Below are 13,212 nucleotides of genomic sequence, written 5' to 3' on the forward strand. Positions count from 1 at the left end.
GGGGCATCATCCCGCAGGCGTCCTGCCCCGCGCGAGGTCGGCCATCGCCTTCGCGACGGCCGGCACCTCCCGCGCGTGCCCGTACAGCGTGTGGGTCGTGTTGGTGGGCGGCGGGTAGGCGCCCTGCGCCTCGATCCCGGACTCGTCGCACAGCCACACGGCGCGCGCGACGTGGAACTGCTGGGTCGCGACGATCACCGATCCCACGCCATAGACGTCGTGGGCACGCGCGCACGACGAGTAGGTGTCGACGCCGTCGGGGTCCTCGATGATCGCGTCCGCGGGCACGCCCATCTCCTCGGCGAGGCCGCGCATGACCGTCGGCTCGCCGTAGCCCGAGGAGTCGTGCGCGTCGCCGCTCATGAGCAGGCTGTCGACCAGGCCTGCCTTGTAGAGCGCGACCCCGATCGCGACTCGGTCGCGCAGGTACGGCGACGGCGTGCCGTCGGCGTAGACGCGGGCGCCCAGGACGAGCGCGGCGTCCGCGTGGTCGAAGCCTTGCGAGGCCGCGGGATGCACGGCCGCGGACGTCTGCGCGGTCACCACCGTCCACGGCGCCGCGATCAGCGTGGGGACGGCGACGAGCAGCGCGACCTTCCACCGGTGCCGGCGGTCCAGCCGCGTCCTCGCCATCTCAGCGCAGCGAGTGGCGCCACGCGGAGCCGCCGCGCGCGAGGGGGAGCGGTCCGCGGTAGCCGCGCAGCGTGCGCGAGCGGTCCATCCAGGCCGAGCGGGGGCTGCCGGGCTCCTCCGCATCGTCCCCCGCCGCGGAGGCCATGACGGCCGCGGCCGCGACCAGGGCCGCCAGCTCGGCCTCGTCGGGGGTGCCGCGCACCACCCGCAGGCCGGCGGCGGCGCTGAGCGCATCCTCGGTCACAGCGGGATGTTCCCATGCTTCTTGGGCGGCAGGGCGGCGCGCTTGGTGCGCAGCGCCCGCAGCGCCTTGACGATCTCGGCGCGGGTCGCGGATGGCTCGATGACGGCGTCGACGTAGCCGCGGTCGGCCGCGTCGTACGGGTTCACGATGCGGTCCTCGTAGTCCTCGACGAGCGCCTGGCGCTCCGCCTCGACGTCGCCGCCCTTGGACTCGACGTCCGCGAGCGTGCGGCGGTGCAGGATGTTGACCGCGCCGCCGGCGCCCATGACCGCGATCTGCGCGGTGGGCCACGCGAGGTTGACGTCCGCGCCCAGCTGCTTGGACGCCATGACGATGTACGCGCCGCCGTAGGCCTTGCGGGTGATCACCGTGACGAGCGGGACGGTCGCCTCCGCGTACGCGTAGATGAGCTTGGCGCCGCGGCGGATGATGCCCTGGTGCTCCTGGCTCACGCCGGGCAGGAAACCCGGGACGTCGACGAGCGTGATGATCGGGATGTTGAACGAGTCGCACGTGCGCACGAAGCGCGCGGCCTTCTCGGAGGCGTTGATGTCGAGGGTGCCGGCCATCTGCATGGGCTGGTTCGCGACGATGCCGACCGAGTGGCCCTCGACGTGGCCGAAGCCGACCACGACGTTGGGGGCGAACAGCGGCTGCACCTCGAGGAACTCGCCGTCGTCGACCACGGCCTCGATGAGCGACGTCATGTCGTAGGGCTGGTTGTCGCTGTCCGGGACGAGCGTGTCGAGCGCGAGGTCCTCGTCGGTGACCTCGAGGTCCGCCTCGGCGTCCCACGTGGGGGCGTCGGTGAGGTTGTTCTGCGGCAGGAACTGGATCAGGTGCTGGACGTACTCGATCGCGTCGTCCTCGTCCTGCGCGAGGTAGTGCGCGACGCCCGACTTCACGTTGTGCGCCTGGCCGCCGCCGAGCTCCTCGAACGTGACGTTCTCGCCGGTGACGGACTTGATGACGTCCGGGCCGGTGATGAACATCTGCGAGGTGCCGTCGGCCATCACGATGAAGTCGGTGAGCGCGGGGGAGTAGACCGCCCCGCCCGCGGAGGGGCCGAGGATGATCGAGATCTGCGGGATCACGCCCGAGGCCGCGACGTTGCGGCGGAAGATCTCCGCGAACTGGGTGAGGGCGGCCACGCCCTCCTGGATGCGCGCGCCGCCGCCGTCGGAGATGCCGATGAGCGGCACGCCGGTGCGCAGCGCGAAGTCCTGGATCTTCGCGATCTTCTGCCCGTGCACCTCGCCCAGCGAGCCGCCGAAGACCGTGAAGTCCTGCGAGTAGACGGCGACCTGGCGGCCGTCGATGGTGCCGTAGCCGGTGACCACGCCGTCCCCGTACGGGCGGTTGCGGTCGAGGCCGAAGTTGCGGGAGCGGTGCCGCGCGAGCCGGTCGAGCTCGGTGAACGAGCCCTCGTCCAGCAGCTGGTCGATGCGCTCGCGGGCGGTCTTCTTACCGCGCGCGTGCTGCTTCTCCTGCGCGGTCGCCTCGGGGGCGGTGACGGCGGCGTCGACCTTCTTGCGCAGGTCGTCCAGCGCGGACGCGGTGGACTTCGTCGGCCTCATGGGTGACACGGTTCTCCTCGGGGTCAGGACTGCCCGATAGCCTAGCCCGGTGACCACGCCAGGAGCCGACGACGTCGCCCGATCGCGCCGCCCGCTCACCGAGGCCGCGCTCGCGGACCTGGTGCCCGGAACCCTCGCGCGCCTCTTGGTGGTGCCCTCGTCGCCGTCGACCAACACGCGCCTGCTGTCAGTCGCGGGAGCGGAACCCGACGCGTGGCCGCACCTGTCGGCCATCGTCGCGGACCACCAGACCGCCGGCCGCGGCCGCGCGGGACGCGCGTGGGTGACGCCCCAGGGGGCGGCCCTCACCGCATCGTTCCTGCTCCGGCCCCAGCACGTCGCGCGCGAGGACTACGGGTGGGCGCCGCTCGTCGTGGGACTGGCGACCGTGCGCGCGCTGCGCCGCCTGGGCGTGGGCGCGTGGCTCAAGTGGCCCAACGACGTGGTGGTCGAGGCCGGCGCGCGCGAGATCCCCGGCTGGGGGCGGTGGCGCAAGGCGGTCGGCATCCTGTGCGAGACCGTGCCCGGTCAGGACGCGATCGTCGCCGGCATCGGCATCAACGTCTCGCAGGCCGCGTCCGAGCTGCCGGTGCCGCACGCCGCCTCGCTCGCCTCGCTGGGCGCCACCTCGCTGGACCGCGTGGCGCTGCTGCGGGCGCTCGCGGCCGAGCTCTCCGGCGCCGTGTCCGTGTGGGACGCCGGCGGGGACCACCCGCGCGCCGCTGTCGAGCAGGTCACCGCGACGCTGGGCTGGGACGTCGCGGTCGACGTGCCCTCCGGTCCGCCCGTCGCGGGGCGTGCGGTCGCGCTCACCGAGGGCGGCGCGCTCGTGGTGCGCACCGTGAGCGGCGAGGAGAAGGTGCTGCTCGCCGGCGACGTCCGCGTCCGCCGCGGCTGAGCCGCCCCGCCCCGCCCCACCCCACCCCACCCCAGTCCGCCCCACCCACCCCGCAAGTGGTAGATGGTGGTCGCTTTCGGGAGATCCCTGCGCCTCAGGGGTAGATCAGTGTCGCCTCACACCGGCGCCACGAGCTCCTCGCCCTGGTTACGGATGTTCCCGACCGCCCGGTCCACCTCGTGCCACACGAGCGCGGGCTCGGGGGACGCGATGGCCGCGAAGAGGTCGTCCTTGCTCGAGTCGTGGTCGAGCCATGCGTCGGCCTCGTCCCCCAGGAGCATGACCGGTTGGCGGTCGTGGATCTCCTGCATGTCCCCGCGCGAGGCGGTGGTCACGATCGAGCACGTCGCCAGCCACGGCGCATCGTCCCCCAGCGCCTTGTCGCGCCAGAACTCGAACAGGCCCGCGAAGGCGAGGGGCGAGCCGTCCTCGGTGTGGATGAAGTACGGCGTCTTCACGCCCTCGATGGTCTTCCACTCGAAGTAGCCGGACGCGGGCACGAGGCAGCGGCGCTTGGCGAAGGCGGAGCGGAACGACGGCTTCTCGGCGACGGTCTCGGAGCGCGCGTTGAACATGCGCGAGCCGATCGCCGGGTCCTTGGCCCACGACGGCACGAGCCCCCACTTGGCGAGCTCGAGCGAGCGGCCCTCCTCCTTGCGCGCGACCACGATCGAGGTGTCCTGCATCGGCCCGATGTTGTAGCGCGGGGCGAGCCTCGCATCGTCCGCGATCACGGCGATCTCGAAGGCGTCGACGAGCTCCTGCTCGGTGAGGAAGTTGGCGTAGCGGCCGCACATGCCCCCAGGGTAGGCACGAGGCGGCGGCGCGCGCCCGGGTGATCGTGGATCCCGCCCGATCCGGGCGTTCTCTAGGGTGTTCGCCCTGATCGGCGTATGGTCGAGGGGTGACCTTGGGGCAGGTCGTGGTCCTCATCGTCGGCGTCGGCACGATGGCGCTCGGCGTGTGGCTGCTCGTGCGTCGTCAGCCCCCGGGCGCGGCCGAGACCTCGGAGGCGAAGTCGCCACTCGTGAGCTTCTCGGGGCCGCCGGGGCTCATCATGGCGCTCGCGGGCCTGGCGCTCGTGGCCTTCCCGTTCACGCCGTGGTGGCCGGCCGAGCTCGACGCCGGCGCGAGCGCCAGCGCCACCCCGACGGCCAGCGAGCCCGCGGTGAGCGTCACCCCGAACCCGACCCCGACCCCGACCCCGACGCCCAGCCCGAGCGAGGAGGCCTCCACCGCGACCGCGGACGGCGGCCAGTTCGAGGCCGAGAACGGCGCGCTCACCGCCAGCTTCGAGGTGTTCGAGGACGGCAAGGCCTCGGGCGGCGAGTACATCGCGGCGACGGAGGGGCGCGTCGGTTCGGCGAGCTTCGAGGTCGAGGTGCAGGGCGGCACCTACTTCGTGTGGGGGCGCGTGCGGCAGCCCGCGACGGTGACCGCCGAGGACGCCAACGAGAGCAACAACTTCTTCGTGCTGGTCGACGGGAGCAACGCGTTCGTCGATGGCTCCGACGTCAAGGCCGGCAACGTCTGGGACTTCCACGACGGCGAGGACGTCATCTACCGGCAGTGGGAGTGGGACCAGGTCAGCCTCCGCTGCCGCGGCACCGTCCGCGTTCACACGTGCGATCCGTTGCAGCTGCGGCTCGACCCCGGCACGCACACCATCGAGCTCCAGGCGCGCGAGCCCGACTCGCAGATCGACGCGATCATCGTGACCCCGGACCCGGCGTTCGAGCCCCGCGGAACCCTCCAGCACGGCGGCTCCTGACCCCGATCCGGCCTCCTGCCAGCGCTTTCCTTCTCCACAGCCCTTGTCCTTTTTGTCCGAATCGCGCTAGCGTCGCCGCCATGGGGGGAGCCATGGGGGGCGAGCTGCGCACGGTCATCGAGGACCAGGTGCGCACGCTGATCCGCGATACGGGGGTGGACCCCGCGCGGGACGCCGGCGCGGTCGAGTCGCTCGTCGCCGCCGCGATCGACGCGTGGGACGAGCGTGCGCTGCTCGACGGCCGCGCGCCCGTGCCCGATCGCGACGGGCTCGTCCGGGCGGTCACCGACGCCGTCGCCGGGCTCGGCCCGCTGCAGCCGCTGCTCGATGACCCGACGGTGGAGGAGATCTGGGTCAACGCCCCGCACGAGGTCTACGTCGCGCGCGGCGGGACGAGCGAGCTCACGAGCATCCTGCTCACCGCGGAGGACGTGCGCGCGCTGGTCGAGCGCATGCTCGCGCTCGCGGGACGGCGGCTCGACCTGAGCTCCCCGTTCGTGGATGCCGCGTTGCCGGGCGGCGAGCGCCTCCACGTCGCGATCCCGGACGTCACCCGCCGCCACTGGGCCGTGAACATCCGCAAGTACATCGCGCGGGCCTCCGACGTCGACGACCTCGTCGCGCTCGGCACGCTGACCCCGGCCGCGGCGCGCTTCCTCGCGGCGGCGGTGCGGGCCGGCCTCACGATCCTCGTGTCCGGCGGCACCCAGGCGGGCAAGACCACGACCCTCGGCGCGCTCGCCGGAGCGATCCCCGCGCGCGAGCGGGTGATCACCTGCGAGGAGGTCTTCGAGCTGGCGCTGCCGCTGCGCGATGTCGTCGCGCTCCAATGCCGCCAGCCCTCGCTCGAGGGCACCGGCGAGATCACCCTGCGGCGCCTGGTCAAGGAGGCGCTGCGCATGCGGCCCGACCGCATCGTCGTGGGAGAGGTGCGCGAGGCCGAGGCGCTCGACCTCCTGATCGCCCTCAATGCAGGTCTTCCGGGCCTGTGCACCATCCACGCCAACTCGGCCCGCGACGCCCTCGCGAAGATGTGCACCCTGCCGCTGCTCGCGGGCGACAACGTCTCGGACCGCTTCGTGGTGCCGGCCGTCGCCTCGGCCGTCGACCTCGTGGTCCATGTCGGGCTCGAGGCGGACGGGGCCCGCCGGGTGCGGGAGATCGTCGGCGTCTCGGGGCGCGTCGAGTCCGGCGTGTTCGAGCTGTCCGAGATCTTCGCCACGCGCGACGGCGCCCTCGTGCGCGGCACGGGCTTCCCTCCGCACCCCGACCGCTTCGCCGGCCGCGGCGTCCCGCTCGCCGAGATCCTGGCGGCCTGACATGGACGCCGTGCTCGGGCTCGTGATGGGGACCGGGCTGCTGCTCGTGTGGCTCGCGTGCTGGGAGGCGCCGCCGCGCGCACCCGTCCGGCGCGAGCGCGTCGCGACCTTCGAGGACCGGCTGGTTCAGGCGGGCATCCATGGCGTGACCGCGGGCGCATTCGGGGCGTCCGCGGCGGGCCTCGGCCTCGTCGCGCTGGTGCTCGCGTGGTCGCTCACCGGCTCGCTCGTCGTCGCGGGGATCGTCGCCTGCGCCGCCTCGTACGCGCCCGTCGCGGCCGTCGGCGCGCGCGCCCGCAGCCGCCGGTCGCGGCTGCGGGAGGCCTGGCCCGAGGCGGTCGACTCGCTCGCCTCCGGCATCCGCGCGGGGCTCGCCCTGCCCGAGGCGCTCGCGGCCCTCGGCGAGCGCGGCCCGGAGCCGCTGCGGCCCGCCTTCGCCGCCTTCGCGGAGGACTACCGCGCGTCCGGGGCGTTCGGCCCGTCGCTCGACGCGCTGAAGCGCCGCCTCGCGGACCCCGTCGCCGACCGCATCGTCGAGGCCGTCCGGCTCGCCCGCGACGTCGGCGGCACGGAGGTGGGTGCCGTCCTGCGCTCGCTCGCCCGCTTCCTGCGGGACGATGCGCGGGTCAGGGGAGAGCTCGAGGCCCGCCAGTCGTGGACGGTCAACGCGGCCCGGCTCGCGGTCGCCGCGCCCTGGCTGCTGCTCGTGCTGCTCGCCACGCGGCCCGGCGGGCTCGCGGCCTTCGACACCGCCGCCGGGGCGGCGGTCCTGCTCGGCGGCGCGGTCGCGTGCGCGGGCGCCTACCGGCTCATGCGCACGCTCGGCCGGCTGCCGAGCGAGGACAGGGTGCTGCGATGACGGCCGCCCTGTGCCTCTGCCTCGCCGCCGGGCTCGGCCTCGTGTGGTCGTGGGCGCACGCGCGCCGCTTCTCGCTCGAACGGCGCCTCGCGCCGCGGCTGCGCGGCGCTTCGGCGGCGCCCGTGTCGCGCACGGCCCTGGCGCGCATCGTCGCTCCCGTCGCGGACGATCTCGCACGCCTCGCCGCGCGCTGGGGTGCGCCCACCGAGGAGCTCGAGCGTCGCCTCGCACGCGCGGGATCGGCCACCACCGTCGCCCGTCACCGCGCCCACGCGCTCGCCGGGGCGGCCGCGGGCCTCGCGGGCGGCCTCGCGCTCGGGCTGGTGCTCGGCGCCGTGCGCGGCACCGGCCCGGGGATCGCGCTGATCGTGGCCGCCTGCGCCGCCGTGCTGGGGGCGCTGGCCCCCGACGCGCTGCTCGCGCGTCGCGCCTCCGGCCGGGCGGCGCGCATCCGCGCGGAGCTGCCCGCCGCGGCCGAGATGATCGCGCTGGCCGTCGTCGCCGGCGAGTCGGTGCCGGCCGCCCTCGACCGGGTCGCGTCGCTGTCGCCCGGGCCCCTGGGCGACGAGCTGCGGACCGCGCTCGCGGAGATCCGCGCCGGCCGCTCCGTCGGCTCCGCCCTCGACCGGCTCGCGGCGCGGGTCGGGGAGCCGGGGGTGACCGCCTTCTGCGACGCGATCGTGACCGCGCTCGAGCGCGGCACCCCGCTGGCCGAGGTGCTCCACGCGCAGGCGACCGACGTGCGCGACCGCTCGCGCCAGGCCCTGCTCGAGGAGGGCGGCAAGCGTGAGATCGCGATGCTCGTGCCGGTGGTGCTGCTGATCCTGCCGGTGACCGTGCTGTTCGCGCTGTACCCCGGGCTGCTCGCGCTGCGGTTCGGGATCTAGGAGAGGGGGAGCGCATGGAGGGATGGAAGGAACGCGTGCGGGACGACCGCGGCGACGTGCCGGGCTGGGTGCTCATCACGTTGATGACGGCCGGGCTCGTCGCCACGATCTGGGCGCTCGCCGGGCCCGCGCTCAGCGACATGTTCATCACCGCCCTTGAGTCCGTCACGGGCGGCTGACGAGGGCTCCGCGGTCGTCGAGCTCGTGCTGGTCGCCGTGCTCGTCGTCGCCGTGGCGCTGGGCGTGCTGCAGCTCGTGCTCGCCGCGCACGTGCGCAGCACGCTGACGGCGTGCGCCTCCGAGGGGGCGCGCGTGGCCGCGGTGGCGCGCCAGGGGGACGATGAGGGCGCCGAGCGGGCGGTCGCGTGCGCCGACGCGTCCCTCGGGATCGGCGCGGAGGTCGCCGTCGTGCACGAGGACGTGGGCGGGCGCCCCGGGGTGCGGGTCACGCTGACCGGCGCCGCGCCGGTGCTGCTGTGGGCCGGAGGCAGTGTCGAGGGGAGCGGGCGCGCGCTGCTCGAGGGTGACGGCCGTGCGTCGTGACGGTCGCGGGGACGCGGGCGCCGCGACGGTCGAGCTCGTCGCCCTCACGCTCGTGCTCCTGCTGCCGATCCTCTACCTCGTCGTAGCCGTGTCGCGTGTCCAGGCGGGCGCCTACGCGGCCGAGGCCGCGGCCTACGCGGCGGCACGCGGCGCCGTCGTCGCGGGACTCGACGCGCTCGACGCCGGCGCGGGCCCCGAGGAGGCGCTGGCCACCGCGCGCGAGACCGCGGACGCGGCGGCCGACGTCGCGGTCGAGGACTTCGGGCTCGCGTCGGCGGCGCACGTCGAGCTCGGCTGCGACGGCGCCTGCCTCGCCCCCGGCAGCGCGGTCACCGCGGATGTCGAGGTCAGCGTCCCCTTGCCGGGGCTGCCGGCCTTCGTGCGGGCGGTGCTGCCCGCCCGGGTGACGCTCGAGTCCACGGCCTCGAGCCCCGTCGACGGGTACGTGCCGTGAGGCGGCCGGCGGACGACGAGGGGTCGGTCACGGTGCTGACGATCGGCCTCGCGGCGGTGCTGCTCGCCGCGGTGGTCACCGTGGCCGCGGTCACGCATGTGGAGTTGCAGCGCTCGCGGCTCGCGCACGCCGCGGACGAGGTCGCGCTCGCGGCGGCCGACGCGCTCGACCTCGACGCGTACTACCGGGCCGGCGAGATCCGCCTCGACGCCGTCGCGCTGGAGGAGCAGGCCCGCGCGCAGCTGGCCGAGTCGGCCCGTCGGGAAGGCCTGTCCGACGCCGTGCTCGTCGCCGCATCGTCCCCCGACGGGATCACCGCCGAGGTGACGCTCGCGCTGCGCACGCCCGTGCTCTTCGGCGCGGCATGGCTCCCGGGCACCGTGGATCTGAGCGCCGCATCGTCGGCCCGCGGCGCACCATAGAGGGGTAGAAGGTCCGCAGGCACTTGGTCCCATGCGAACTAATCCCCCCAGCCGTAACGTGAAACCCGAGGCGCCACACACCGCCATCCCGGCAGGAGCGAGCCCCACGCATCGGCCCCACAAGGGCCTTCCAACAGGGAGAGGGAGTACAGGCCATGACCACAGAAGCCGTCGACAGCACCACGATCCAGGACGACGCGGGCGACCCCCGCGCCCACGCGTGGCGCGGCTTCACCACCGGCGACTGGTGCGACGCGGTGAACGTCCGCGACTTCATCCAGGCCAACTACACCCCCTACGAGGGTGACGACTCGTTCCTCGCCGGCCCCACCGCCCGCACCACGGGCATCTGGGACAAGCTCTCCGCGATGTTCCCGGAGGAGCGCGAGAAGGGCGTCTACGACGTCGATTGGGAGACCCCCGCGCTCATCACCTCGCACGGCCCGGGCTACATCGACGAGGGCAACGAGATCATCGTCGGCCTCCAGACCGACGCCCCGCTCAAGCGCGCGATCATGCCGTTCGGCGGCTGGCGCATGGTGGTCAAGGAGCTCGAGACCTACGGCTACCCCGTGAAGCCGGAGCTTGAGGAGACCTTCTCCAAGTACCGCAAGACCCACAACGACGGCGTCTTCGACGCGTACCCGCCGAACGTCCGCGCGGCCCGTTCCTCGCACATCGTCACCGGCCTGCCCGACGCCTACGGCCGCGGCCGCATCATCGGCGACTACCGCCGCGTCGCGCTGTACGGCGTCGACGCCCTGATCGAGGGCAAGAAGCTCGAGCGCATGGAGCTCGACATGGAGCGCTCGACCGAGGACATCATCCGCGACCGCGAGGAGAACTCCGAGCAGATCAAGGCGCTCAAGGAGCTCAAGCAGATGGCGGCCTCCTACGGCTTCGACATCGCGAAGCCCGCCGCCAACGCTCGCGAGGCCGTGCAGTGGCTGTACTTCGGCTACCTGGCCGCCGTGAAGGAGCAGAACGGCGCCGCCATGTCGCTGGGCCGCACCTCGACCTTCATCGACGTGTTCATGGAGCGCGACCTCGCCGAGGGCACCCTCACCGAGGAGACCGCGCAGGAGATCATCGACGACTTCGTCATCAAGCTGCGCATCGTCCGCTTCCTCCGCACCCCCGAGTACGACGCCCTGTTCTCCGGCGACCCGACCTGGGTCACCGAGACCATCGGCGGCATCGGCCAGGACGGTCGCCCGCTCGTGACCCGCACGTCTTTCCGCTACCTGCAGACCCTGTACAACCTCGGCCCGGCCCCCGAGCCGAACCTCACCGTGTTCTGGTCGGACCGCCTGCCCGAGGGCTTCAAGGACTTCTGCGCGAAGGTCTCGATCGACACCTCGGCCATCCAGTACGAGTCGGACGAGCTGATCCGCCCCGTGTGCGGTGACGACTCCGCGATCGCCTGCTGTGTCTCCGCCATGGAGGTCGGCAAGCAGATGCAGTTCTTCGGCGCCCGTGTCAACCTCGCCAAGTCGCTCCTGTACGCGATCAACGGCGGCCGCGACGAGATCTCCGGCAAGCAGGTCGCGCCGGTGTCCGCCCCGCTGACCGACGAGGTCCTCGACTTCGACACGGTCATGGAGGCCTACGACAAGCTGCTCGACTGGCTCGCCGAGACCTACGTGGACGCGCTCAACTGCATCCACTACATGCACGACAAGTACGCCTACGAGCGCATCGAGATGGCGCTGCACGACCGCACCATCCTCCGCACCCTGGCCTGCGGCATCGCCGGCCTGTCGGTCGCGGCGGACTCGCTGTCGGCCATCAAGTACGCCACGGTCCGCCCCGTGCGCGACGAGTCCGGCCTCGCGGTCGACTACGAGGTCGAGGGCGAGTTCCCCTGCTACGGCAACGACGACGATCGCGTCGACGACATCGCCGTGGACCTCGTGGGCCGCTTCATGGACAAGGTCCGCCAGCAGCCGACGTACCGCAACGCGGTGCACACCCAGTCGGTGCTGACGATCACCTCGAACGTCGTCTACGGCAAGCACACCGGCAACACCCCGGACGGCCGCCGCTCGGGCGAGCCCTTCGCTCCCGGCGCCAACCCGATGAACGGCCGCGACGTGCACGGCGTGATGGCCTCGGCCCTCTCCGTCGCGAAGCTGCCCTACGCGGAGGCGCAGGACGGCATCTCGCTGACCACGTCGATCGTGCCCTCGGGCCTCGGTCGCACCCGTGAGGACCAGGTGAAGAACCTCGTGGGCATCCTCGACGCGTACAACGTGTCGCAGGGCTTCCACGTGAACATCAACGTCCTCAACCGCGACGTCCTCGAGGACGCGATGGAGAACCCGGAGAAGTACCCGCAGCTCACCATCCGCGTGTCCGGCTACGCCGTGAACTTCGTCCGTCTGACCCGCGAGCAGCAGCTCGACGTGCTCTCCCGCACCTTCCACGCCGGGCTGTAGCCGCTCTCCGCAGACAGACATCCTCGGCGCCCCGTCCCGTTCCACGGGGCGGGGCGCCGCTTCTACCATCGGCACAGGAGGTCCCCGCCATGCCTGACAACCCGGTCCCGGTCCCGCTGCTCGCCTCGCCGCCCATGGAGGTGGCCGATGCGGAGCTCGCCGCCGCCGACGAGATCCGCGACTGCCAGACGGGCTCGGTCCACTCGTGGGACCTGGTCACCGGCGCGGACGGCCCCGGCACGCGCATGACGCTGTTCCTGTCCGGGTGCGGCATGCGCTGCCAGTACTGCCAGAACCCCGACACGTGGCGCATGCGCGACGGCGTCCGCCACAGCGTCGACGAGGTGATGGAGCGCGTCACCCGCTACGCGCGGATCATGAAGGTCACCGGGGGAGGGCTCACCATCTCCGGCGGCGAGCCGCTGCTGCAGTCGAAGTTCGTGATGAACATCTTCCGCCGCTGCAAGGACCTCGACATCTCGACCGCCCTCGACACCGCGGGTCTGCTGGGTGCGCGCCTCACCGACGACGACCTCAACTACGTCGACCTCGTGCTGCTCGACATCAAGTCGGGCCTGCCGGACCTGTACCAGCGCGTCACCGGCCGACCGCTCCAGCCCACGCTCGACTTCGCGCGCCGGCTCTCCGGGCTCGGCAAGAAGATGTGGATCCGCTTCGTGCTGGTCCCCGGGCTCACCGACGGCGTGGACAACGTCGACGCGATCGCCGACTTCGTCGCGACCCTGGACGGCGTGGAGCGGCTCGAGGTGCTGCCGTTCCACCAGCTCGGCCGCGAGAAGTGGGAGCTTTCCGGGGAGCCGTACCTGCTCGAGGACACGCAGCCGCCGGACGCCGCGCTCATCGAGCGGGTGAAGGAGCAGTTCGCCCTGCGCGGCATTAACGTCATGTAGCCGCCCCGTCGCCAGCCGTACGGCTGACGGTGCGGTCCGCAGGGTCAGCGGCGTCATCCGTACCGCTGGTGGGGCGCACGGGAAGCAGAGCCGTGGCGTCGTAGGGCCGGGGATCGTGTCGCTTCCGCGCGCGGATCCGGCCTTGCGGTGCCGATCCGTGTCGCCGCCGCACCCTCACCGGTATGGGGAAGACCCGGAACCCCGCGAAACGCACCACCAGCGGTACGGCTAGGCCGGTGGGCGGGGCGGGGCGGGG

General features: G+C 73.1%; 15 protein-coding genes. 11 read left to right on the plus strand and 4 right to left on the minus strand.

What is annotated here, in order from left to right; translation table 11 throughout:
- Nucleotides 1-6: 6 nt before the first annotated feature.
- From AOM02_RS03700 to AOM02_RS03710, 3 genes are read right to left on the minus strand one after another with little or no spacing between them, the layout of a single operon-like run.
- Complete coding sequence (locus AOM02_RS03700) at nt 7-633, minus strand: SanA/YdcF family protein (RefSeq protein WP_062296769.1); 627 nt, start codon at nt 631-633, stop codon at nt 7-9.
- Nucleotide 634: 1 nt separating this feature from the next.
- The gene (locus tag AOM02_RS14445; protein ID WP_062296771.1) at nt 635-877 is read right to left on the minus strand and encodes an acyl-CoA carboxylase epsilon subunit; all 243 of its coding nucleotides are present in this window, start codon (nt 875-877) and stop codon (nt 635-637) included.
- Entirely contained in the window at nt 874-2,454 is a 1,581-nt protein-coding gene (locus AOM02_RS03710) for an acyl-CoA carboxylase subunit beta (protein WP_062296773.1), read from the minus strand. The genes AOM02_RS14445 and AOM02_RS03710 overlap by 4 nt, the downstream gene beginning before the upstream one ends.
- A 49-nt stretch (nt 2,455-2,503) precedes the next feature.
- Between AOM02_RS03710 and AOM02_RS03715 the strand changes: the two genes are divergently transcribed.
- Complete coding sequence (locus tag AOM02_RS03715; RefSeq protein ID WP_082104852.1) at nt 2,504-3,352, plus strand: biotin--[acetyl-CoA-carboxylase] ligase; 849 nt, start codon at nt 2,504-2,506, stop codon at nt 3,350-3,352.
- Between the two features lie 116 nt (nt 3,353-3,468).
- Here AOM02_RS03715 and AOM02_RS03720 read toward each other — a convergent pair whose 3' ends face one another.
- Nucleotides 3,469-4,149, minus strand: a complete 681-nt coding sequence (locus AOM02_RS03720; RefSeq protein ID WP_062296775.1) for an SOS response-associated peptidase — start codon at nt 4,147-4,149, stop codon at nt 3,469-3,471.
- A gap of 107 nt (nt 4,150-4,256) precedes the next feature.
- Here AOM02_RS03720 and AOM02_RS03725 point away from each other — a divergent pair, with 107 nt between their 5' ends.
- From AOM02_RS03725 to pflA, 10 genes are all read left to right on the plus strand, one after another.
- Nucleotides 4,257-5,123 carry a carbohydrate-binding protein gene (locus AOM02_RS03725; RefSeq protein ID WP_062296777.1) on the plus strand — a complete coding sequence of 289 codons (867 nt, stop codon included), beginning with the start codon at nt 4,257-4,259 and terminating at the stop codon, nt 5,121-5,123.
- An 80-nt stretch (nt 5,124-5,203) separates the two neighbouring features.
- A complete protein-coding gene (locus tag AOM02_RS03730; RefSeq protein WP_228373764.1) occupies nt 5,204-6,442 on the plus strand; it encodes a TadA family conjugal transfer-associated ATPase in 1,239 nt (412 codons plus the stop codon).
- Between the two features lies 1 nt (nt 6,443).
- Nucleotides 6,444-7,301, plus strand: coding sequence for a type II secretion system F family protein (locus tag AOM02_RS03735; protein WP_062296781.1), 858 nt, complete (start codon nt 6,444-6,446; stop codon nt 7,299-7,301).
- On the plus strand, nt 7,298-8,188 hold the full coding sequence (locus AOM02_RS03740; RefSeq protein ID WP_062296783.1) for a type II secretion system F family protein: 891 nt from the start codon (nt 7,298-7,300) through the stop codon (nt 8,186-8,188). Before AOM02_RS03735 ends, AOM02_RS03740 begins: the two co-directional genes overlap by 4 nt.
- Nucleotides 8,189-8,202: 14 nt before the next feature.
- On the plus strand, nt 8,203-8,367 hold the full coding sequence (locus tag AOM02_RS14450) for a hypothetical protein (protein WP_169746588.1): 165 nt from the start codon (nt 8,203-8,205) through the stop codon (nt 8,365-8,367).
- Nucleotides 8,345-8,731, plus strand: coding sequence for a TadE/TadG family type IV pilus assembly protein (locus AOM02_RS03745; RefSeq protein ID WP_082104853.1), 387 nt, complete (start codon nt 8,345-8,347; stop codon nt 8,729-8,731). Before AOM02_RS14450 ends, AOM02_RS03745 begins: the two co-directional genes overlap by 23 nt.
- Nucleotides 8,721-9,185 (plus strand): pilus assembly protein, encoded by a 465-nt coding sequence (locus AOM02_RS14455; RefSeq protein ID WP_169746589.1) that lies wholly within the window; start codon nt 8,721-8,723, stop codon nt 9,183-9,185. Before AOM02_RS03745 ends, AOM02_RS14455 begins: the two co-directional genes overlap by 11 nt.
- Nucleotides 9,182-9,607 carry a pilus assembly protein TadG-related protein gene (locus tag AOM02_RS03755; RefSeq protein WP_062296789.1) on the plus strand — a complete coding sequence of 142 codons (426 nt, stop codon included), beginning with the start codon at nt 9,182-9,184 and terminating at the stop codon, nt 9,605-9,607. Before AOM02_RS14455 ends, AOM02_RS03755 begins: the two co-directional genes overlap by 4 nt.
- A 155-nt stretch (nt 9,608-9,762) precedes the next feature.
- Entirely contained in the window at nt 9,763-12,045 is a 2,283-nt protein-coding gene (gene pflB / locus AOM02_RS03760) for a formate C-acetyltransferase (RefSeq protein ID WP_062296791.1), read from the plus strand.
- An 89-nt stretch (nt 12,046-12,134) separates the two neighbouring features.
- Nucleotides 12,135-12,956, plus strand: a complete 822-nt coding sequence (pflA, locus tag AOM02_RS03765; protein WP_062296793.1) for a pyruvate formate-lyase-activating protein — start codon at nt 12,135-12,137, stop codon at nt 12,954-12,956.
- Nucleotides 12,957-13,212: the final 256 nt, after the last annotated feature.

Origin of the sequence: Demequina maris (assembly GCF_000971155.1) — a bacterium.
Classification (GTDB): Bacteria; Actinomycetota; Actinomycetes; order Actinomycetales; family Demequinaceae; genus Demequina; species Demequina maris.